The sequence below is a fragment of the Pantoea eucrina genome, from assembly GCF_002095385.1.
Taxonomy (GTDB): Bacteria; Pseudomonadota; Gammaproteobacteria; order Enterobacterales; family Enterobacteriaceae; genus Pantoea; species Pantoea eucrina.
Genome location: NZ_MIPP01000001.1, coordinates 220,735 through 241,849 on the forward strand (window position 1 = coordinate 220,735; position 21,115 = coordinate 241,849).

Annotated in this window: 16 protein-coding genes and 2 pseudogenes; 16 read left to right on the forward strand and 2 right to left on the reverse strand. The window is 57.6% G+C overall.

Translation table 11 applies throughout. The annotated features are described in order from the left end of the window. Positions 1-10 precede the first annotated feature (10 nt). From HA43_RS01030 to mutT, 16 genes and pseudogenes are all read left to right on the forward strand, one after another. Positions 11-1,777, forward strand: a complete 1,767-nt coding sequence (locus HA43_RS01030) for a peptidoglycan glycosyltransferase FtsI (RefSeq protein ID WP_039382568.1) — start codon at positions 11-13, stop codon at positions 1,775-1,777. After that, the gene (gene murE, locus HA43_RS01035; protein WP_039382570.1) at positions 1,764-3,251 is read left to right on the forward strand and encodes a UDP-N-acetylmuramoyl-L-alanyl-D-glutamate--2,6-diaminopimelate ligase; all 1,488 of its coding nucleotides are present in this window, start codon (positions 1,764-1,766) and stop codon (positions 3,249-3,251) included. The genes HA43_RS01030 and murE overlap by 14 nt, the downstream gene beginning before the upstream one ends. After that, positions 3,248-4,609, forward strand: a complete 1,362-nt coding sequence (murF, locus tag HA43_RS01040) for a UDP-N-acetylmuramoyl-tripeptide--D-alanyl-D-alanine ligase (RefSeq protein ID WP_039382572.1) — start codon at positions 3,248-3,250, stop codon at positions 4,607-4,609. Before murE ends, murF begins: the two co-directional genes overlap by 4 nt. After that, the gene (mraY, locus tag HA43_RS01045) at positions 4,603-5,685 is read left to right on the forward strand and encodes a phospho-N-acetylmuramoyl-pentapeptide-transferase (RefSeq protein ID WP_039382574.1); all 1,083 of its coding nucleotides are present in this window, start codon (positions 4,603-4,605) and stop codon (positions 5,683-5,685) included. Before murF ends, mraY begins: the two co-directional genes overlap by 7 nt. A 2-nt stretch (positions 5,686-5,687) precedes the next feature. Further along, positions 5,688-7,004 (forward strand): UDP-N-acetylmuramoyl-L-alanine--D-glutamate ligase, encoded by a 1,317-nt coding sequence (gene murD / locus HA43_RS01050; protein WP_071669075.1) that lies wholly within the window; start codon positions 5,688-5,690, stop codon positions 7,002-7,004. Beyond that, entirely contained in the window at positions 7,004-8,218 is a 1,215-nt protein-coding gene (ftsW, locus tag HA43_RS01055) for a cell division protein FtsW (RefSeq protein WP_039382578.1), read from the forward strand. Before murD ends, ftsW begins: the two co-directional genes overlap by 1 nt. 20 nt (positions 8,219-8,238) lie before the next feature. Then, positions 8,239-9,272 (forward strand): annotated as a pseudogene (murG, locus tag HA43_RS01060) (undecaprenyldiphospho-muramoylpentapeptide beta-N-acetylglucosaminyltransferase). Between the two features lie 70 nt (positions 9,273-9,342). Then, positions 9,343-10,817 (forward strand): annotated as a pseudogene (murC, locus tag HA43_RS01065) (UDP-N-acetylmuramate--L-alanine ligase). Next, positions 10,810-11,730 (forward strand): D-alanine--D-alanine ligase, encoded by a 921-nt coding sequence (locus HA43_RS01070; protein ID WP_039382584.1) that lies wholly within the window; start codon positions 10,810-10,812, stop codon positions 11,728-11,730. Before murC ends, HA43_RS01070 begins: the two are co-directional and overlap by 8 nt. Before the next feature lies 1 nt (position 11,731). Continuing rightward, complete coding sequence (gene ftsQ, locus HA43_RS01075; protein WP_071669074.1) at positions 11,732-12,568, forward strand: cell division protein FtsQ; 837 nt, start codon at positions 11,732-11,734, stop codon at positions 12,566-12,568. Further along, entirely contained in the window at positions 12,568-13,824 is a 1,257-nt protein-coding gene (ftsA, locus tag HA43_RS01080) for a cell division protein FtsA (protein ID WP_039382588.1), read from the forward strand. Before ftsQ ends, ftsA begins: the two co-directional genes overlap by 1 nt. Positions 13,825-13,896: 72 nt before the next feature. Then, positions 13,897-15,051, forward strand: a complete 1,155-nt coding sequence (gene ftsZ / locus HA43_RS01085; RefSeq protein ID WP_039382590.1) for a cell division protein FtsZ — start codon at positions 13,897-13,899, stop codon at positions 15,049-15,051. A gap of 100 nt (positions 15,052-15,151) precedes the next feature. Continuing rightward, on the forward strand, positions 15,152-16,069 hold the full coding sequence (gene lpxC / locus HA43_RS01090) for a UDP-3-O-acyl-N-acetylglucosamine deacetylase (RefSeq protein ID WP_039382593.1): 918 nt from the start codon (positions 15,152-15,154) through the stop codon (positions 16,067-16,069). A 266-nt stretch (positions 16,070-16,335) separates the two neighbouring features. Further along, a complete protein-coding gene (secM, locus tag HA43_RS01095) occupies positions 16,336-16,836 on the forward strand; it encodes a secA translation cis-regulator SecM (protein WP_094110733.1) in 501 nt (166 codons plus the stop codon). 72 nt (positions 16,837-16,908) lie between these two features. After that, a complete protein-coding gene (gene secA / locus HA43_RS01100; RefSeq protein ID WP_071669073.1) occupies positions 16,909-19,614 on the forward strand; it encodes a preprotein translocase subunit SecA in 2,706 nt (901 codons plus the stop codon). Between the two features lie 125 nt (positions 19,615-19,739). After that, a complete protein-coding gene (gene mutT / locus HA43_RS01105) occupies positions 19,740-20,135 on the forward strand; it encodes an 8-oxo-dGTP diphosphatase MutT (protein ID WP_039382599.1) in 396 nt (131 codons plus the stop codon). 26 nt (positions 20,136-20,161) lie between these two features. On the opposite strand, the gene yacG is transcribed toward mutT, so the two are convergent. Both yacG and zapD read right to left on the reverse strand, forming a co-directional pair. After that, on the reverse strand, positions 20,162-20,359 hold the full coding sequence (gene yacG / locus HA43_RS01110; protein ID WP_039382601.1) for a DNA gyrase inhibitor YacG: 198 nt from the start codon (positions 20,357-20,359) through the stop codon (positions 20,162-20,164). Positions 20,360-20,367: 8 nt separating this feature from the next. Then, positions 20,368-21,111 carry a cell division protein ZapD gene (gene zapD / locus HA43_RS01115; RefSeq protein WP_094110734.1) on the reverse strand — a complete coding sequence of 248 codons (744 nt, stop codon included), beginning with the start codon at positions 21,109-21,111 and terminating at the stop codon, positions 20,368-20,370. Positions 21,112-21,115: the final 4 nt, after the last annotated feature.

Here is a 21,115-nt window from a genome sequence, read left to right on the forward strand (position 1 = left end):
GCAGACCTCAATGAGCGGCGCAGGCAAAACGCTGAAGTTAAAAAAACAGGAAGATAAGGCCAGCTTTGTAAGCTGGCGTTTTGCTTTGCTGTGCGGCTGTATTTTACTCGCGCTGGGCGGGCTGCTGTCGCGCGTCGCCTGGCTGCAGGTGATCAAGCCCGATCGGCTGGTTAAAGAGGGCGATCTGCGCTCGCTGCGCGTGCAGGAGGTGCCGACGGCGCGCGGCATGATCAGCGACCGTGCCGGGCGTCCGCTGGCGGTCAGCGTACCGGTTAATGCTATCTGGGCCGATCCTAAAGAGCTGATTGGTCACGGCGGCGTCACCCTTGATAGCCGCTGGAAAGCGCTCTCAGATGCGCTGTCGATCCCGCTGGATCAGCTGGCCGCGCGCATCAACGCCAACCCCAAAGGACGCTTTATCTATCTGGCGCGTCAGGTTAATCCGGCCATTGGCGACTATGTGAAAAAACTGAAGCTGCCGGGTATTTATCTGCGCCAGGAGTCGCGCCGCTACTATCCGGCCGGTCAGGTCACCGCGCATCTGATTGGTTTCACCAACATTGACGGACAGGGCATCGAAGGGATTGAGAAAAGCTTCGACAAATGGCTGACGGGCGCGCCAGGCGAGCGTACGGTGCGTAAAGATCGCTTCGGGCGCGTCATTGAAGATATCTCGTCGGTCGACAGCCGTGCCGCACACAATCTGACGCTGAGTATTGATGAGCGGCTGCAGGCGCTGGTCTATCGCGAGCTCAATAATGCGGTCGCCTTTAACAAAGCAGAGTCGGGCACGGCGGTGCTGGTTGATGTCAGCACGGGCGAAGTCCTGGCAATGGCAAACAGCCCTGCCTACAACCCGAATAACCTCAGCAATACGCCAAAAGATGTCATGCGTAACCGCGCCATCACCGACATTTTTGAGCCGGGCTCAACGGTGAAGCCCATGGTGGTGATGACTGCGCTGCAGCGTGGGGTGGTGAAAGAGAACAGCGTACTGAACACCGTGCCATACCGCGTAAACGGTCATGAGATCAAAGATGTGGCGCGCTATAACGAACTGACCCTGACCGGGGTCTTACAGAAGTCGAGTAACGTCGGGGTTTCACGTCTGGCGTTAGCGATGCCCTCCTCAGCGCTGGTAGATACTTACGCGCGCTTTGGACTGGGTAAACCGACCAATTTGGGGCTGGTCGGGGAAAGCAGTGGCTTATACCCTCAAAAACAACGGTGGTCTGACATAGAGAGGGCCACCTTCTCTTTCGGCTACGGGCTAATGGTAACGCCGTTACAGTTAGCGCGAGTCTACGCAACGATTGGCAGCTACGGTATCAATCGTCCTCTCTCCATTACCAAAGTGGATCCGCCGGTTGCGGGTGAGCGCGTCTTTCCGGAGAACCTGGTCAGAACGGTAATGCATATGATGGAGAGCGTGGCGCTGCCCGGCGGCGGTGGGGTAAAAGCCGCTATCAAAGGATATCGCATTGCGATTAAAACCGGCACCGCGAAAAAGGTCGGTCCCGACGGCCGCTACGTCAATAAGTATATCGCCTACACCGCCGGTGTGGCACCAGCCAGCCAGCCGCGTTTTGCGCTGGTCGTGGTGATTAACGATCCGCAGGCCGGTAAATATTATGGCGGTGCAGTCTCTGCGCCGGTGTTTGGCGCCATCATGGGCGGCGTATTGCGCACCATGAATATTGAGCCGGACGCACTGCCTGTCGTGGATAAAAACGAATTAGTGAAGAACAGAAGTGAGGCATCAAGTGACAGATCGTAACCTGCGCGATTTACTGGCCCCCTGGGTGGCCGGCGCGCCGGCGCGTCCCCTTCGTGACATGACGCTGGACAGCCGCGCGGCGGCGGCCGGCGATCTGTTTATCGCCGTAGCGGGCCATCATGCTGATGGCCGGCGCTTTATCCCGCAGGCCATTGCGCAGGGCGTTGCCGCCGTGATTGCCGAAGCGGAAGGCGAGGCCAGTGACGGCGATATCCGTGAACTGCACGGCGTGCCGGTGATCTATCTGGCGCAGCTGCCGCAGCGCCTCTCCGCGCTGGCTGGACGCTTTTATCAGCAGCCGGGCAGCAAGCTGAAGCTGGCAGGCGTTACCGGGACGAATGGCAAGACCACCACCACCCAGCTGATTGCGCAGTGGGCTAACCTGCTGGGCGAAACGGGCGCGGTGATGGGTACCGTGGGTAACGGCCTGTATGGCCAGCTGCTGCCAGCAGAGAACACCACCGGCTCGGCCGTTGAGGTTCAGCATATCCTGCACGACTTAGTGGGGCAGGGCGCCACCCTGGCAGCGATGGAGGTCTCGTCGCATGGCCTGGTACAGCACCGCGTGGCGGCATTGCCGTTTGCTGCGGCGGTATTTACCAATCTGAGCCGCGACCATCTCGACTACCACGGTGACATGCAAAGCTATGAGTCAGCCAAGTGGCTGCTCTTTTCTGAACATCAGATCGGTGACGCAATCATCAACGCTGATGATGAGACCGGCTATCGCTGGCTGCAGCAGCTGCCCGATGCGGTCGCGGTAACCATGGCAAACAACCTGCCATCCGGCTGGCACGGGCGCTGGCTCCATGCCACTGAAGTCGCGTATCACGACGGTGGCGCACGCGTACGCTTCAGCTCCAGCTGGGGAGATGGCTCTTTTGACAGCCGCCTGATGGGCGCCTTTAACGTCAGCAATCTGCTGCTGGCGCTGGCTACGCTGCTGACGATGGACTATCCGCTGGAGAGTTTAGTGGCAACCGCTGCAGACCTGCAGCCGGTATGCGGACGCATGGAAGTCTTCAGTGCAGCGGGCAAAGCCACCGTTGTGGTGGATTACGCGCACACCCCGGATGCGCTGGAGAAAGCGCTGGAAGCGGCGCGCCTTCACTGTAAGGGCCAGCTCTGGTGCGTATTCGGCTGCGGCGGCGACCGCGACAAAGGCAAACGTCCGCTGATGGGGGCGATTGCTGAACAGTTTGCTGACGTGGTGGTGATCACCGATGACAATCCGCGCAGCGAAGATCCCGCCGCGATTGTGGACGATATTCTGACCGGACTGCTCGATCCGGGTCGCGCACGCGTCGTGCCTGGCCGGGCGCAGGCGGTGACCAGCGCCGTGATGCAGGCAAAAGCTGAAGATATCGTGCTGGTCGCCGGCAAGGGACATGAAGATTATCAGATTATCGGCAATCGTCGTCTCGATTACTCGGACCGCGACACCGTCGCCCGACTGCTGGGAGTAATGGCATGATCCCGATTACGCTGCAAACGCTGGCTGACATCAGCGGCGGTACGCTGCACGGCAGCGATGCGACCCTGCATGAAGTCACGACCGATACCCGTAAAGTCACCGCAGGCTGCCTGTTTGTGGCGCTGGTGGGTGAGCGTTTTGACGCGCACGACTTTGCTGAGCAGGCGATGAACAGCGGGGCGCAGGCGCTGCTGGTGAGCCGGCAGTTACCGGTTGCGCTGCCGCAGGTGGTGGTGGCTGATACGCGCATTGCGTTCGGCCAGCTTGGTGCCTGGGTACGTCAGCAGTCGACCGCGCGCGTCGTGGCGCTGACCGGCTCATCGGGTAAAACCTCAGTGAAAGAGATGACGGCGGCGATTTTACGCCAGTGTGGCGAAACGCTCTACACCGCCGGTAACCTGAATAACGACTACGGCGTGCCGATGACGCTGCTGCGTCTGACCGCGGCACATCAGTATGCGGTGATTGAGCTTGGTGCTAATCACCAGGGCGAAATAGCCTACACCACGGCGCTGGTACAGCCGGAGACCGCGCTGGTCAACAATCTTGCAGCGGCGCATCTCGAAGGTTTTGGATCACTGGCAGGCGTGGCGAAAGCCAAAGGCGAAATCTTTGCCGGTTTACCGCTGCACGGCACGGCGATTGTAAACGCCGACAGTCACGATCTCGCTAACTGGCAGCCCTATTTTGCCGGCAGAACGCTGTGGCACTTTTCGCCGCAGCCGCTGACTGATGCGGAGTTTCGCGCCAGCGATATCGTACTGCGGCCTGACGTGACCTGCTTTACGCTGCACACGCCGCGCGGAGATATCGCTATCGAACTGCCGCTGCCGGGCCGCCATAATATTGCCAACGCGCTGGCCGCCGCGGCACTGGCCCTGTCGGTCGACGCACCGCTGACCGCCATCCAGTCTGGCCTGAAAATGCTGCAGCCGGTGCCGGGACGCCTCTTCCCGGTGCGTCTCTCGGCGACACAGTTGCTGCTGGATGACAGTTATAACGCAAACGTGGGTTCGATGACGGCCGCCGCGCAGGTGCTGGGTGAGATGCCCGGCTTCCGCGTTATGGTGGTAGGCGATATGGGCGAGCTGGGCGAGGAAGCGGAAGCGTGCCACCGTCAGGTGGGCGCCGCAGCACAGGCTGCCGGCGTGGATGCCGTGCTCAGCACCGGTCAGCTCAGCCACTTTATCAGCGACAGCAGCGGCAGAGGCCAGCATTTTGCCAGCAAAGCCGCGCTAATCGCCCATCTGCAGGCGCTGCTCGCGCAGCATCCTGAGATCACTATTTTAGTTAAAGGTTCACGTAGTGCCGCCATGGAGCAGGTAGTACAGGGACTGAAGGAGAAAGGAACATGCTAGTCTGGCTGGCCGAACATCTGGTCGCATTTTATTCCGGTTTTAACGTCTTTTCCTATCTGACGTTTCGCGCCATTGTCAGCCTGCTGACCGCTCTGTTTATCTCATTATGGATGGGACCGCGCCTGATCGCCTGGCTGCAGAAGCTGCAGATTGGCCAGGTGGTACGTAATGATGGCCCGGAGTCGCACTTTAGCAAACGCGGCACGCCGACCATGGGCGGCATCATGATCCTGACATCAATCACCATCTCCGTACTGATGTGGGCTTACCCTTCCAATCCCTATGTCTGGTGTGTACTGGTGGTACTGCTCGGCTTTGGCGCCATTGGCTTTGTTGACGATTACCGTAAAGTGGTGCGTAAAGATACCAAAGGGCTTATCGCGCGCTGGAAATATTTCTGGATGTCGGTGATCTCACTCGGCGTGGCATTTGCGCTGTTTGTGGCTGGCAAAGATACGCCTGCCACGCAGCTGGTGGTGCCCTTCTTTAAAGATGTGATGCCGCAGCTGGGTCTATTTTATGTGGTGCTGGCCTACTTTGTCATTGTGGGCACCGGCAACGCCGTGAACCTTACCGATGGTCTTGATGGCCTGGCAATTATGCCAACGGTGTTTGTCGCTGCCGGTTTTGCGCTGGTCGCCTGGGCAACCGGCAACGTGAAGTTTGCTGAATATCTGCATATCCCCTATCTGCGTCACGCGGGTGAGCTGGTTATTGTCTGCACCGCGATTGTCGGGGCCGGGCTCGGGTTCCTGTGGTTTAACACCTATCCGGCACAGGTTTTCATGGGTGACGTCGGGTCACTGGCGCTGGGCGGCGCGCTGGGCACGCTGGCGGTGCTGCTGCGTCAGGAGTTTCTGCTGGTGATTATGGGTGGCGTATTTGTGGTTGAAACGCTGTCGGTGATCCTGCAGGTCGGCTCCTTTAAACTGCGCGGCCAGCGTATTTTCCGCATGGCGCCTATTCATCATCACTATGAACTCAAGGGCTGGCCGGAACCGCGCGTTATCGTGCGCTTCTGGATTATTTCGCTGATGCTGGTGCTGATTGGCCTGGCTACGCTGAAGGTGCGTTAATCATGGCTGACTATCGGGGCAGAAACGTTGTCATTATCGGGCTGGGTATTACCGGCCTTTCCTGTGTCGATTTCTTCCTGGGGCAGGGCGTTACGCCACGCGTCATGGATACCCGTCTCTCACCGCCAGGCCTGGATAAGCTGCCGGAGCAGGTAGCGTGTCATACCGGCAGTATCAACAGCGACTGGCTACTGGCCGCCGATCTGATTGTCGCCAGCCCCGGCATTGCGCTGGCGCACCCGGCGCTGAGCGAAGCAGCGGACGCTGGTATTGAGATCGTGGGGGATATTGAGCTTTTCTGCCGCGAAGCGCAGGCGCCGGTTGTGGCCATCACCGGCTCCAACGGTAAAAGCACGGTCACTACGCTGGTGGGCGAAATGGCCCGCGCAGCAGGCTGGGCAGTGGGCGTGGGCGGCAACATCGGCTTGCCGGCGCTGACGCTGCTGAAATCGCCTGCGCAGCTCTATGTGCTGGAGCTCTCCAGCTTTCAGCTGGAAACCACACACAGTCTGAAAGCGGCGGCTGCCACGATCCTCAACGTGACGGAAGATCATATGGATCGCTATCCGCTGGGCATGCAGCAGTATCGCGCCGCCAAGTTACGTATTTATGAAAACGCGGCGATTTGTGTCGTTAATGCCGATGATGGCATGACTATGCCAGTGCGCGGCGCCGATCGGCGCTGTATCAGCTTTGGTGTCGACCTGGGCGATTATCATCTGACCCGGCAGCAGGGCAGTACCTGGCTGCGCGCCCAGGGTGAAAAGATCCTGAACACCGCTGAGATGAAGCTGGTGGGGCAGCACAACTACACTAACGCGCTGGCTGCGCTGGCGCTGGCAGATGCAGTGGCTATCCCGCGCGCGTCGAGCCTGAAAGCGCTGACGACCTATAGCGGTCTGCCGCACCGCTTCCAGCTAGTACATGAAGCGCGCGGAGTGCGCTGGGTCAACGATTCCAAAGCCACCAACGTTGGCAGTACCGAAGCGGCGCTGCAGGGATTACAGGTAGCGGGCACGCTCTGGCTGCTGCTCGGCGGCGACGGCAAAGGCGCGGATTTCTCACCGCTGGCGCGTTATCTGCAGGGCGATAATATCCGCCTGTTCTGTTATGGCCGCGATGGCGATGCGCTGGCCGCGCTGCGGCCAGAGGTCGCGACACGTACCGAAACGCTGCAGCAGGCGGTCGCACAGATTGCAACGGCGGCTCAGTCTGGTGACATGGTGCTGCTTTCTCCCGCCTGTGCCAGTCTCGATCAGTTTCGTAATTTTGAGCAGCGCGGCGATCTCTTCGCGCAACTGGCGAAGGAGTCTGGCTGATGCGTATACCCGGAACCGCTATTGCCAGTTTCCTGTCCGTGCGTCTGCGCGACTGGGTTATGGGCGCACGCGATGGCGACGACGCACCGGTGGTGCTTTACGATCGCACGCTCTTATGGCTGACGTTTGGTCTGGCTATTATCGGGTTTGTGATGGTGACGTCCGCCTCCATGCCGGTAGGACAGCGTCTGAACGACGATCCCTTCTATTTTGCCAAGCGCGACGCGTTTTACATCCTGCTGGCTCTCGGTATGGCGCTGGTCACCCTGCGTATTCCGATGGATTTCTGGCAGCGCTACAGCAACGCCATGCTGGTGGCGTCCGTGCTGATGCTGCTGATTGTGCTGGTCGTGGGCAGCTCGGTGAACGGGGCATCGCGCTGGATTGCGCTGGGGCCGCTGCGTATCCAGCCGGCGGAACTCTCAAAGCTCTCGCTGTTCTGCTATCTCGCCAGCTATCTGGTGCGCAAAGTGGAAGAGGTGCGTAACAACTTCTGGGGATTCTGTAAGCCGATGGGCGTTATGGTGATCCTCGCCGTACTGCTGCTGGCGCAGCCGGACCTCGGAACGGTGGTTGTGCTGTTTGTGACCACGCTGGCGATGCTGTTTCTCGCGGGGGCCAAACTGTGGCAATTCCTTGCGATCATCGGCTCCGGTATCTTTGCCGTGGTGCTGCTGATTATCGCCGAACCCTATCGTATGCGCCGCGTCACCTCGTTCTGGAATCCGTGGGAAGATCCGTTTGGCAGCGGCTATCAGCTGACGCAGTCGCTGATGGCGTTTGGCCGCGGTGAATTCTGGGGGCAGGGGCTGGGTAACTCAGTGCAAAAGCTGGAGTATCTGCCGGAGGCGCACACCGATTTTATCTTCTCGATAATCGGTGAGGAGCTCGGTTATGTCGGTGTGGTTTTAGCCCTGTTAATGGTATTCTTCGTCGCTTTTCGCGCGATGTCGATTGGCCGTCGCGCCCTTGAGCTGGACCAGCGTTTTTCCGGCTTTCTCGCCTGCTCAATTGGCGTCTGGTTTAGCTTCCAGGCACTGGTTAACGTCGGCGCGGCAGCCGGTATGCTGCCGACAAAAGGCCTGACGCTGCCGCTGATCAGCTACGGGGGATCGAGTCTGATTATTATGTCGACCGCCATCGTATTTTTACTGCGTATCGATTATGAAACGCGCCTGGCGAAAGCGCAGGCGTTTACCCGAGGTGCCCGATGAGTAGCAAACGGCTGATGGTCATGGCTGGCGGAACCGGCGGACATGTGTTTCCTGGTCTGGCAGTGGCACATCATCTGATGGAGCAGGGCTGGCAGGTACGCTGGCTGGGAACGGCTGACCGGATGGAAGCGGATCTGGTGCCGAAACACGGTATTGAGATCGACTTCATCCGCATCAGCGGACTGCGCGGCAAAGGGATCAAAGCGCTGCTGCTGGCCCCGGTACGTATTTTCAACGCCTGGCGTCAGCGCGCCGCATCATGAAACAGTGGCAGCCCGACGTGGTACTGGGCATGGGCGGCTATGTCTCCGGGCCGGGTGGTCTGGCGGCATGGAGCTGCGGTATCCCGGTCGTGCTCCACGAACAGAACGGTATCGCCGGGCTCACCAATAAGTGGCTGGCAAAAATTGCCACCAAAGTGATGCAGGCGTTTCCCGGGGCGTTCCCTGCAGCCGATATTGTCGGCAACCCGGTGCGCACCGATGTGCTGGCGCTGCCGTCGCCGGCTGAACGCCTGCGCGATCGCAGCGGTCCGCTGCGGGTGCTGGTCGTTGGCGGCAGTCAGGGCGCCCGGATCCTGAACCAGACGCTGCCTCAGGTCGCCGCCGAACTGGGCGACGCCATTACCCTCTGGCATCAGACCGGCAGAGGCGGCCAGGCGATAGTGCAGCAGGCGTACCAGGCTGCAGGTCAGCCGCAGCATAAGGTCACAGAATTTATTGACGATATGGCCGCTGCCTACGCCTGGGCGGACGTAGTGGTATGTCGCTCAGGTGCGCTGACGGTGAGCGAAATTGCTGCGGCAGGTCTGCCGGCTATTTTCGTGCCGTTTCAGCATAAAGATCGCCAGCAATACTGGAATGCGCTGCCGCTGGAAAACGCGGGCGCGGCCAGAATTTTTGAGCAGCCGCAGTTTACTGCGGAAGGGGTGGCGGAGACGCTGCGCCAGTGGGACCGCGCGACGCTGCTGACCATGGCTGAACAGGCCCGTCAGGTTGCGATCCCGGATGCCACCGAACGCGTTGCCCGTGAAGTGGCGCGCGCTGCAAAGTAAATTTTCGGGCCTGATGAATAGGCCTGCATCCGTATGCGGGTGCGAACAGGAAAACAGGTAACAGAGAGCGATGAATACACAACAACTGGCAAAACTGCGTTCAATTGTGCCCGAGATGCGACGCGTCCGGCACATCCACTTTGTTGGCATCGGCGGTGCCGGCATGGGCGGTATTGCCGAAGTGTTGGCGAATGAAGGATATCACATCAGCGGATCCGATCTGGCGCCCAACGCGGTGACCCAGCATCTTGCTTCGCTGGGGGCGACTATCTATTTTAACCATCGTCCGGAGAACGTCACCGACGCGAGCGTGGTCGTGGTGTCAACCGCGGTGGCGCAGGATAATCCCGAGCTGGTGGCGGCGCGCGAGCAGCGTATTCCGGTGATCCGCCGCGCAGAGATGCTGGCCGAGCTGATGCGTTTCCGCCACGGCATCGCCATTGCCGGTACGCACGGTAAAACCACCACCACCGCCATGGTCACCAGTATCTACGCGGAAGGTGGCCTGGATCCGACCTTTGTGAACGGCGGCCTGGTAAAAGCAGCAGGCACGCATGCGCGGCTGGGTACCAGCCGCTACCTGATTGCTGAGGCGGATGAGAGCGACGCCTCTTTCCTGCATCTGCAGCCGATGGTCGCCATTGTGACCAACATCGAAGCGGATCACATGGATACCTATCAGGGCGATTTTGAGAACCTGAAACAGACCTTTATCAATTTCCTGCACAATCTGCCGTTCTACGGTCGCGCGGTGCTCTGTGTGGATGATGTCGTGATCCGCGACCTGATCCCGCGCGTGGGTCGCCAGATTACCACCTACGGCTTTAGCGACGATGCGGACGTACGGGTAGAGAACTATGAGCAGCGCGGTGCGCAGGGGCATTTTACCCTGCGCCGGCATGATAAACCGCTGCTGCAGGTTACTCTGAATGCACCAGCCGCCATAACGCCCTTAACGCGGCGGCAGCCGTAGCGGTCGCCAGTGAGGAAGGCATTGAGGATGCGGCCATTCTCGCGGCGCTGGAGAGTTTCCAGGGCACTGGTCGCCGCTTTGACGTGCTGGGTGAGTTTGATACTGCTGCCGTAAACGGCAAGCCGGGCAGCGCGATGCTGGTTGACGACTATGGTCATCATCCGACCGAAGTGGATGTCACGATCAAGGCAGCGCGCGCCGGCTGGCCGGATAAAAAGCTGATGATGGTGTTCCAGCCGCATCGCTATACCCGCACCCGCGATCTGTTTGACGATTTCGCCAGCGTGCTCTCCCAGGTGGATGTACTGCTGATGCTGGAGGTCTATCCGGCCGGAGAGGCACCGATTCCGGGTGCCGACAGCCGTTCGCTCTGCCGGGCAATCCGCAGTCGCGGCAAAGTCGATCCGATTCTGGTGACTGAGCATGACGCCCTGCCGGATGCGCTGGCTCCCCTGCTGTCAGGTGACGATTTAGTGATTGTGCAGGGCGCAGGCAACATCGGCAAAATCGCGCGCCGGCTGGCTGAAAGCCAGCTGCAGGCTGCACCGAACCAGGAGGCGCGTCATGGCTGATAAAGTCGCCGTATTAATGGGCGGCACCTCAGCAGAGCGCGAGGTGTCACTGAATTCAGGCAGCGCAGTGCTGGCTGGCCTGCAGGAAATGGGCGTTGATGCGCACGGTGTGGATACTCGTGATGTATCGGTGCTGACGCTCAAAGAGCAGGGGTTTAACAAAGTCTTTATTGCGCTGCACGGGCGCGGTGGTGAGGATGGTACGCTGCAGGGCGTGCTGGACTTTATGCAGCTACCCTACACGGGCAGCGGCGTGATGGCCTCTGCTATCACCATGGATAAATTGCGCAGCAAGCTACTGTGGCAGGGCAGGGGACTGCCGTCAGGCAAGTTTATCTGGCTGACCCGGGAGCAGTATCAGCAGGGAATCGATGCGCAGACCGCTACCGCTATTGACGCGCTGAGTTTACCGCTGTTTGTTAAGCCGAGCTGTGAAGGCTCCAGCGTAGGCATCAGCCGGGTTGAGCGCGCTGACGATCTGCCAGCGGCACTGGATGAAGCGTTTCGCCACGACAACGATGTACTGATTGAAGCTTTTTTAAGCGGTGATGAGTATACCGTGGCAATTGTCGGGGAAGAAATCCTGCCATCCATTAAAATTAAAACAGCCAGCGCTTTCTATGACTATGAAGCAAAATACATTTCTGACGATACTCAGTACTTCTGTCCCAGCGGTCTGAGTGCAGAAAAAGAAGCTGAACTGCAAAAGCTGGTGCTGGCTGCCTGGCAGTCGCTGGGCTGCAGTGGCTGGGGACGCGTGGATGTCATGACCGATAGCGAAGGCCGTTTTCAGCTGCTGGAGGTCAATACGTCGCCGGGCATGACCAGCCATAGTCTGGTTCCGATGGCGGCACGGCAGGCGGGTTACAGCTTTCCGCAGCTGGTAACGCGTATCCTGGCGCTGGCTGACTGATATGTCTCAGGCAGCGCTACGCGTACGCAACCGCGAACCTCAGGAGCGAGCCCGCACCGGGCGCAGCAACGGCGCACGGCTGTTTGGCATTGTGTTTCTGCTGCTGGTGCTGGGCACCATGATAGCCGGTGGCCTGGTGGTCCTGAAGTGGATGAATGACGCTTCACGTCTGCCGCTATCAAAGCTGGTCGTAACGGGGCAAACCCACTACACCACGCATGATGATATTCGCCAGGCGATTCTGTCACTGGGCGCCCCGGGGACCTTTATGTCGCAGAATGTGGATATCATTCAGCAACAGATTGAACGATTACCCTGGATTAAACAGGTCAGCGTGCGCAAGCAGTGGCCTGATGAGCTGAAGATAAATCTGGTGGAGTATGTTCCGGTTGCACGCTGGAACGACTCGCACATGGTAGATGCCGATGGCGTCTCCTTCAGCGTTCCGGCCAGTCATGTCGGCAAAGAGAATCTGCCGATGCTCTATGGACCGGAAGGCAGTGAAAAAGAGGTGCTGGCGGGTTATCACTCCCTGCGGGATGTGCTCCAGGCCAGCAAGTTTACCCTGAAGGTCGCGTCGATGACGGCGCGTCGCTCATGGCAGCTGGTCACCGGGGACGATATCCGCATCGAACTGGGACGGAGCGATACCATGAAGCGTCTGAACCGTTTTATTGAGCTCTATCCGGAGCTGCAGCTGCAGGGCCAGAATGAAAGCAAGCGTGTTGATTATGTTGATCTACGCTATGACTCTGGCGCCGCAGTAGGCTGGGTTCCGGCACCGATTGAGCCACAGGACAGTAATCAGCAACAGAACCAGGCACAGGCTAAACCATAATGATCAAGGCAACGGACAGAAAACTGGTAGTAGGACTTGAAATTGGCACCGCGAAGGTTGCCGCCCTGGTTGGAGAAATTCTGCCTGATGGTATGGTCAATATTATCGGGGTGGGCAGCTGCCCGTCGCGGGGTATGGACAAAGGCGGCGTAAACGATCTGGAGTCGGTGGTGAAGTGCGTACAGCGCGCCATCGATCAGGCGGAACTGATGGCGGATTGCCAGATTTCGTCGGTCTACCTTGCTTTATCGGGCAAACACATCAGCTGTCAGAACGAAATCGGGATGGTTCCGATTTCCGAAGAGGAAGTGACTCAGGATGATGTGGAAAACGTTGTCCATACGGCTAAATCAGTGCGCGTACGTGATGAGCATCGCATTCTGCATGTCATTCCGCAGGAGTATGCCATTGACTACCAGGAAGGCATCAAGAATCCGGTGGGCTTATCCGGCGTCCGTATGCAGGCCAAAGTACATTTAATCACCTGTCACAACGATATGGCGAAAAATATCGTAAAAGCAGTTGAACGTTGCGGACTTAAAGTTGACCAATTGATTTTTGCCGGACTGGCTTCCAGCTTTTCTGTCCTGACAGAAGACGAACGTGAGCTGGGCGTCTGTGTTGTCGACATCGGTGGCGGTACAATGGATATCGCGGTGTATACCGGCGGCGCGCTGCGTCATACCAAGGTGATCCCCTATGCCGGGAACGTTGTGACCAGCGATATCGCCTATGCATTTGGTACACCGCCTACTGACGCTGAGGCGATCAAAGTACGCCACGGCTGCGCGCTGGGATCGATTGTCGGCAAAGATGAGAATGTAGAAGTGCCAAGCGTAGGCGGACGTCCGCCGCGCAGTCTGCAGCGTCAGACGCTGGCTGAAGTCATTGAGCCGCGCTACACCGAGCTGCTGAATCTGGTGAACGACGAGATTCTGCAACTGCAGGAGCAGCTGCGCCAGCAGGGTGTGAAGCATCATCTTGCTGCCGGTATTGTATTAACCGGCGGCGCGGCGCAAATTGAAGGTCTGGCAGCCTGCGCACAACGCGTGTTTCATACGCAGGTGCGTATCGGCCAGCCGCTGAATATTACGGGCCTGACCGACTACGCTCAGGAGTCTTACTACTCCACGGCGGTGGGCCTGCTGCACTATGGTAAAGAGTCACACCTGAACGGTGACGCAGAAACAGAAAAACGTGCTTCAGTTGGCAATTGGTTTAAACGAATCAACAGCTGGCTGAAGAAAGAGTTTTAATTTTGATAAAAGGAGATCATGCTGGCAATGTTTATGATCTCCAGGCGAACAGGCACATAACGGAGAGAAATCATGTTTGAACCTATGGAATTAACCAATGACGCGGTGATTAAAGTCATCGGCGTCGGCGGTGGCGGTGGCAACGCCGTAGAGCACATGGTGCGCGAGCGTATCGAAGGTGTGGAATTCTTTGCTGTAAACACGGACGCTCAGGCGTTACGTAAAACAGCGGTCGGCCAGACGATCCAGATCGGGACCAATATCACCAAAGGTCTTGGCGCAGGGGCTAACCCGGAAGTCGGTCGTACCTCAGCGGAAGAAGATCGCGAAGCACTGCGTTCTGCGCTGGATGGGGCAGACATGGTGTTTATCGCAGCCGGTATGGGCGGCGGTACCGGTACCGGTGCTGCGCCTGTTGTCGCTGAAGTGGCTAAAGATCTCGGGATTCTGACCGTTGCTGTCGTGACCAAGCCGTTCAACTTTGAAGGCAAAAAACGTATGGCGTTTGCTGAGCAGGGTATTGCTGAGCTCTCCAAGCACGTTGACTCCCTGATCACCATCCCGAATGACAAACTGCTCAAAGTGCTGGGCCGCGGTATCTCGCTGCTGGACGCTTTTGGCGCAGCAAACGATGTACTGAAAGGTGCGGTTCAGGGTATTGCTGAACTGATTACCCGTCCGGGTCTGATGAACGTCGACTTTGCAGACGTGCGTACCGTGATGTCAGAAATGGGTTATGCCATGATGGGCTCTGGCGTGGCGTGCGGTGAAGATCGTGCTGAAGAAGCTGCTGAAATGGCAATTTCCAGTCCGCTGCTGGAAGATATCGACCTCTCTGGCGCACGTGGCGTGCTGGTCAACATCACTGCCGGCTTCGATCTGCGTCTGGATGAGTTTGAAACCGTCGGTAATACTATCCGCGCATTCGCTTCTGACAATGCGACCGTGGTTATCGGTACCTCACTGGATCCAGAGATGAATGATGAGCTGCGTGTCACCGTCGTGGCCACCGGCATCGGTATGGATAAGCGTCCGGAAATCACTCTGGTGACCAATAAACCTGCTTCGCAACCGGTTATGGATCACCGCTATCAGCAGCACGGCATGGCGCCGCTGCCGCAGGAGCAGAAACCTGCTGCGAAAGTTGTTAACGAACAGCCGGCCGCTTCCGGTAAAGAGCCTGACTATCTTGATATTCCAGCGTTCCTGCGTAAACAGGCAGATTAAGAATAAGCTGATAATTGGGATTTCCCGCTCTTTGTGCTAAAGTCTTCGCCCGCCGGTAATTTATACTGGCGGTCGGATGGTAATATTGCGAGATAATGCGATGATCAAACAAAGGACACTAAAACGTATTGTTCAGGCGACTGGCGTCGGTTTACATACCGGCAAAAAAGTCACGCTGACTTTACGCCCTGCGTCGGCTAACACCGGGGTCATCTATCGTCGCACCGACTTGAATCCACCGGTTGATTTCCCGGCTGATGCAAAATACGTGCGCGACACCATGCTGAGTACCTGCCTGGTGAACGATGAAGGCGTACGTATTTCAACGGTAGAACACCTGAACGCCGCGCTGGCGGGTCTGGGTATCGATAACATTATTGTGGAAGTCGATGCACCAGAAATTCCAATTATGGATGGCAGCGCAGCACCTTTCGTCTACCTGCTGATGGACGCAGGTGTGGAAGAGCTTAACAGCGCGAAAAAATTTGTACGCGTTAAGCAGGCGGTACGGGTAGAAGATGGTGATAAGTGGGCTGAGATCAAACCGTATAACGGTTTCTCGCTCGATTTCACTATCGATTTCAAACATCCGGCTATCGATTCAAGCTCGCAGCGTTACCAGCTCAACTTCTCGGCTGAGGCATTTGTCCGCCAGATCAGCCGTGCGCGCACCTTTGGCTTTATGCGTGAAATTGAATATCTGCAGTCTAAAGGCCTGTGCCTGGGCGGTAGTTTAGATTGTGCGATTGGCCTTGATGATTTCCGCGTGCTGAATGAAGATGGCCTGCGCTTTGAAGATGAGTTTGTACGGCACAAAATGCTGGATGCTATCGGCGATCTGTTTATGTGTGGTCACAACGTGATTGGTGCCTTTTCGGCGTTTAAATCAGGCCATGCGTTAAACAACAAGCTGCTGCAGGCTGTCCTGGCGAAACAGGAAGCCTGGGAGTGGGCCACCTTCGAAGATGAAGCTGAGCTGCCGCTGGCGTTTAAAGCACCTAATTTAGTCCTGGCTTAACAGCCGGTCATAAGAACGGCGGATACCCTGACACTCTCTCCGGTCAGCGGTATCCGCCGTTTTTTTCGCCTCTCTGATGGCGTGGAAGCCCGCCCGCAAAATGCCCGCCTGTCTGGTGAAATGCTGTACGAAAAGCGTGAAATCCGCCGTAAGCCGCCCGATCTCTGCTGTGGAAGCCGTACATAAGTGCTATTATCTGGCGCTCATATAAGCGGGCTGACAGCATGTCAGCCGCATGGATGTGTTATTAACGTTGCGGACGGATTGTGATCGGACTCTTTTCACGCTGGCGACAATTAGGCAGGCGCTATTTCTGGCCACATCTCCTGCTGGGGATGGTGGCGGCCAGTCTGGGCCTGCCTGCCTGCGCGCAAAACGCCGAGCCTTCCGCCAGCGACTCCCCGGTCAGCAGCCTGTTCACCGGCAATGTGGTTCACTTTGATCACCTGATCCGGCTGCAGGAGAGCGCCCGCCGGCCTGGCGCTAATGTCGATTACTGGCATCAGCACGCTATCCGCACGGTGATCCGCCACCTCTCATTCAGTCTGTCACCGGCCACCGAAGCTGAAGCTGAAATCGCGCTGCCGCTTGCCGTACAGAAGCTGGCGCTGATTGATTCGCTGCAGGCGCTGCTGACATCGCCTGTGCAGCCGCAGCCCGCGCATCTGAAACTGCCGTACGCCTGCTATCACTCTCCGATAGCTCATGCCGTTGCTGACTGGCAGGCTACCAGCGATGGTATCCGCGCCGGACCTTTCGTTGCCTGATTACGCCCCCCTTTTCCCCTTTTTAAGAGTTAACCGGCCGCGATATCCCGGCTGATAAGAGAAAAATTGAACATGTTAATCAAACTGTTAACGAAAGTGTTTGGCAGCAGCAACGATCGTACGCTGCGCCGCATGCGCAAAGCTGTAGATGTCATCAATAAGATGGAACCTGAGTTCGTCAAACTGTCAGATGATGAACTGAAAGCCAAAACCAATGAATTCCGCGCGCGTCTGGAAAAGGGCGAAGCGCTGGAGAGCCTGATCCCGGAAGCGTTCGCCACCGTACGCGAAGCGAGTAAGCGCGTATTTGGCATGCGCCACTTCGATGTGCAGCTGATTGGCGGTATGGTGCTGAATGAGCGGTGCATTGCGGAGATGCGTACTGGTGAAGGTAAAACGCTGACCGCCACGCTGCCCGCTTACCTGAACGCGCTGAGCGGCAAAGGCGTGCACGTAGTTACCGTCAACGACTATCTGGCACAACGTGATGCAGAGAACAACCGCGCGCTGTTTGAGTTTCTGGGCCTGAGTATCGGTATCAACCTGCCAGGCATGCCTGCGGTTGCCAAGCGTGAAGCTTACGCGGCTGATATCACCTACGGCACCAATAACGAATATGGCTTTGACTACCTGCGCGACAACATGGCATTCAGCCCGGAAGAGCGCGTACAGCGTAAGCTGCACTATGCGCTGGTGGATGAAGTCGACTCCATTCTGATTGATGAAGCGCGTACGCCGCTGATTATTTCGGGTCCGGCGGAAGATAGCTCCGATCTCTATATCAAGGTCAATAAAATCATCCCGCACCTGGTTCGTCAGGAAAAAGAAGATTCTGACAACTTCCAGGGAGAAGGCGACTTCTGGGTCGATGAGAAAGCGCGTCAGGCGCACATGACTGAGCGCGGCCTGGTCAAGGTTGAAGAGCTGCTGGTCAGCCAGGGCATTATGGAAGAGGGCGAGTCGCTCTACTCGCCAACCAATATTATGCTGATGCATCACGTCACCGCTGCGCTGCGTGCGCACGCGCTCTTCACGCGTGACGTCGACTATATCGTTAAAGAGGGTGAGGTCATCATTGTTGATGAGCACACCGGCCGTACCATGCAGGGGCGCCGCTGGTCTGATGGTCTGCATCAGGCTATTGAAGCCAAAGAGGGAGCGGATATCCAGAATGAGAACCAGACGCTGGCGTCCATCACCTTCCAGAACTACTTCCGTCTGTATGAGAAGCTGGCCGGTATGACCGGTACGGCGGACACCGAAGCGTTTGAATTCAGCTCGATTTACAAGCTCGACACTATCGTGGTGCCAACTAACCGTCCGATGGTGCGTAAAGACATGGCCGATCTGGTCTACATGACCGAGAAAGAGAAGATCGATGCCATCATTGAAGATATTCGTACCTGTACGGCAAAAGGCCAGCCGGTGCTGGTGGGGACTATTTCGATTGAGAAATCAGAAGTGGTCTCTAATGAACTGACGCGCGCCGGTATTAAACACAGCGTGCTGAACGCCAAATTCCACGCCAGCGAAGCCGATATTGTAGCGCAGGCAGGCCAGCCGGGAGCGGTGACTATCGCGACCAACATGGCGGGTCGTGGTACCGACATCGTGCTGGGTGGCAGCTGGCAGGCTGAAGTGGCCGCGCTGGAAGCGCCGTCTGAAGAGCAGGTGCAGGCGATTAAAGAGGCGTGGAAACTGCGTCACGATGCCGTACTGGCCTCAGGCGGTCTGCATATCATCGGTACTGAGCGTCATGAATCACGTCGTATCGATAACCAGTTGCGCGGCCGTGCCGGTCGTCAGGGCGATGCCGGCTCTTCTCGCTTCTACCTCTCTATGGAAGATGCACTGATGCGTATCTTCGCCTCCGATCGCGTTTCGAACATGATGCGCAAACTTGGCATGAAGCCAGGTGAGGCGATTGAGCATCCATGGGTGACCAAAGCGATCGCAAACGCGCAGCGCAAGGTTGAGAGCCGCAACTTCGATATTCGTAAGCAGCTGCTGGAGTATGATGACGTCGCAAACGACCAGCGTCGTGCTATCTACAGCCAGCGTAATGAACTGCTGGATGTCTCTGATGTGTCTGACACCATCAATAGCATTCGTGAGGATGTGTTTAAGGCGACAATCGACACCTATATTCCGCCGCAGTCGCTGGAAGAGATGTGGGACGTGCCGGGCCTGGAAGAGCGTCTGCGCACCGATTTTGATCTCGATCTGCCGGTTGCTGAGTGGCTGGATAAAGAGCCGGATCTGCATGAAGAGACGCTGCGTGAACGGATCATGACCCGCGCGCGCGAAAGCTATGCGGCGAAAGAAGAGGTTGTCGGCACCGAAATGATGCGCAACTTCGAAAAAGGCGTGATGCTGCAGACGCTGGATTCGCTGTGGAAAGAGCATCTGGCGGCGATGGACTATCTGCGTCAGGGGATCCATCTGCGCGGCTATGCCCAGAAAGATCCCAAGCAGGAATATAAGCGCGAATCCTTTGCCATGTTTGCGGCAATGCTGGAGTCACTGAAGTATGAAGTGATCAGCACGCTGAGCAAGGTTCAGGTGCGGATGCCGGAAGAAGTTGAAGCGATGGAGCAGCAGCGTCGCGAAGAAGCTGAACGTCTGGCACAGCAGCAGCAGCTGAGTCACGTGGATGATGAAACCGCCGCCGCCGAGGCGCTTGCCGCCCAGGGTGGTGAACGTAAAACCGGGCGTAACGATCCCTGCCCGTGTGGCTCGGGCAAAAAGTATAAGCAGTGTCACGGCCGTCTGGCCTGACCCTGAAAAGGAGCCTGCGGGCTCCTTTTTTTTACGGTTATGACGCCGTTCAGGCCGGGTTATTAACATCCGCGCCGCGCTGTTTTACACTTTGCGCACTTTGATAATAAAGCGGGATCAACTCTATGAAGCACCTGCAGGTCGCAGTCGGCATTATCCGTAATGCCAGCCGCCAGATTTTCCTTGCGCAGCGCGCAGCCAGCTCTTATATGGCAAACAAATGGGAGTTCCCCGGCGGAAAAATTGAACAGAATGAAAGTGCGGAGCAGGCGCTGAAGCGTGAGCTTATGGAGGAAACCGGTATTGAGGTGACCCGTGCGACCGCAATCGGCCAGGCTGACCACGCCTATGATGACCTGCGCGTCACGCTGCATTTCTTTCTGGTGGAAGCGTGGCAGGGTGAGCCATGGGGACGCGAGGGGCAGCCGCAGCGCTGGGTAGCGCAGCGCGATCTTATTGCAGAGGAGTTTCCGGCTGCAAACCATGCGCTGATTGCCCGTCTGGTGGCGGACGAACTCTGAAACAGGGGCGCGATGCCCCTGCTGTTTTATTGCTGCTCTTCACTCCACTCATCGCTGTCGGTCTGGTCGCCACTGCTGGGAATGCGTTTTTCCTCTGCGGCCCATTCGCCTAGATCAATCAGCTGACAGCGTTTGCTGCAGAACGGACGCCACGGGCTCAGTTCATCCCACATCACATCTCTGCCGCAGTTCGGGCAGGGTACGGTAATCATCTCTTCCGGCATAATATCCTCTAACAGCAGGCCAGTTCAAAATTCAGGCGGGCAGGCACCGCGCCCTGTTCGCTATCCAGAGGCAAAAAACGAATAGCGTAACGGCTTTTATGACCTGAAATCTGCGGATAGAGCGCATCTTCCAGCGTCAGCCGCAGCCGCAGCAGGTCTGCTCCTTCAGCATCGTCCTGATAAAATCCATTCAGGCTGGTCTGATGACGAAATACGCCAGACTGGCGGATAAGATCGAGGATCATCATCAGGCTGTTACGCAGCGGCTCAAGCGATGCCAGCCAGCCAGCTACCTGCGTATCGCGCAGCGTCTGCTCCTGGTGCAGCCAGATGTGCAGGCCAGGTAAATCAAAACTGCAGCAGCCGCCGGGAATGCTGAGACGCTGACGTACCAGCGATATCAGCCGATCGTCACGCAGATGCTGGCCCATACGCGGTGCGCTCAGCAGCTCAGCGGAGAGCTGTTTAAGGCGGTTGCTGAGCTGGCTTACCGTCTGCTCATCAACACCGGGCACATCCAGCCAGGCGCGCAGTTTCTGCTGCTGACGCTCCAGCTCTTTAAGCAGCTCGGTCCGCATATCGCCGCGCTCAAAAATATCCAGCAGGTCGGCAAGAATGCGAAACACGCCCAGTGCGGCAACGGAATGATTCACCGGTACCGTTTCATGCAGCTGATTGAGTAAAAACTCGACGCGCAGCCAGGTGCGCATCTTCTCATTCAGCGGATGCTCAAACAGAACAACTGTACTCATTATC

Coding starts and splice junctions, on each gene's coding strand:
- murD (WP_071669075.1), top strand. CDS start 5,688: ATGGCTGACTATCGGGGCAGAAACGTTGTCATTATCGGGCTGGGTATT.
- zapD (WP_094110734.1), bottom strand. CDS start 21,111: ATGAGTACAGTTGTTCTGTTTGAGCATCCGCTGAATGAGAAGATGCGC.
- HA43_RS01030 (WP_039382568.1), top strand. CDS start 11: ATGAGCGGCGCAGGCAAAACGCTGAAGTTAAAAAAACAGGAAGATAAG.
- lpxC (WP_039382593.1), top strand. CDS start 15,152: ATGATCAAACAAAGGACACTAAAACGTATTGTTCAGGCGACTGGCGTC.
- ftsW (WP_039382578.1), top strand. CDS start 7,004: ATGCGTATACCCGGAACCGCTATTGCCAGTTTCCTGTCCGTGCGTCTG.
- mraY (WP_039382574.1), top strand. CDS start 4,603: ATGCTAGTCTGGCTGGCCGAACATCTGGTCGCATTTTATTCCGGTTTT.
- yacG (WP_039382601.1), bottom strand. CDS start 20,359: ATGCCGGAAGAGATGATTACCGTACCCTGCCCGAACTGCGGCAGAGAT.
- ftsQ (WP_071669074.1), top strand. CDS start 11,732: ATGTCTCAGGCAGCGCTACGCGTACGCAACCGCGAACCTCAGGAGCGA.
- murF (WP_039382572.1), top strand. CDS start 3,248: ATGATCCCGATTACGCTGCAAACGCTGGCTGACATCAGCGGCGGTACG.
- secA (WP_071669073.1), top strand. CDS start 16,909: ATGTTAATCAAACTGTTAACGAAAGTGTTTGGCAGCAGCAACGATCGT.
- ftsA (WP_039382588.1), top strand. CDS start 12,568: ATGATCAAGGCAACGGACAGAAAACTGGTAGTAGGACTTGAAATTGGC.
- mutT (WP_039382599.1), top strand. CDS start 19,740: ATGAAGCACCTGCAGGTCGCAGTCGGCATTATCCGTAATGCCAGCCGC.
- HA43_RS01070 (WP_039382584.1), top strand. CDS start 10,810: ATGGCTGATAAAGTCGCCGTATTAATGGGCGGCACCTCAGCAGAGCGC.
- ftsZ (WP_039382590.1), top strand. CDS start 13,897: ATGTTTGAACCTATGGAATTAACCAATGACGCGGTGATTAAAGTCATC.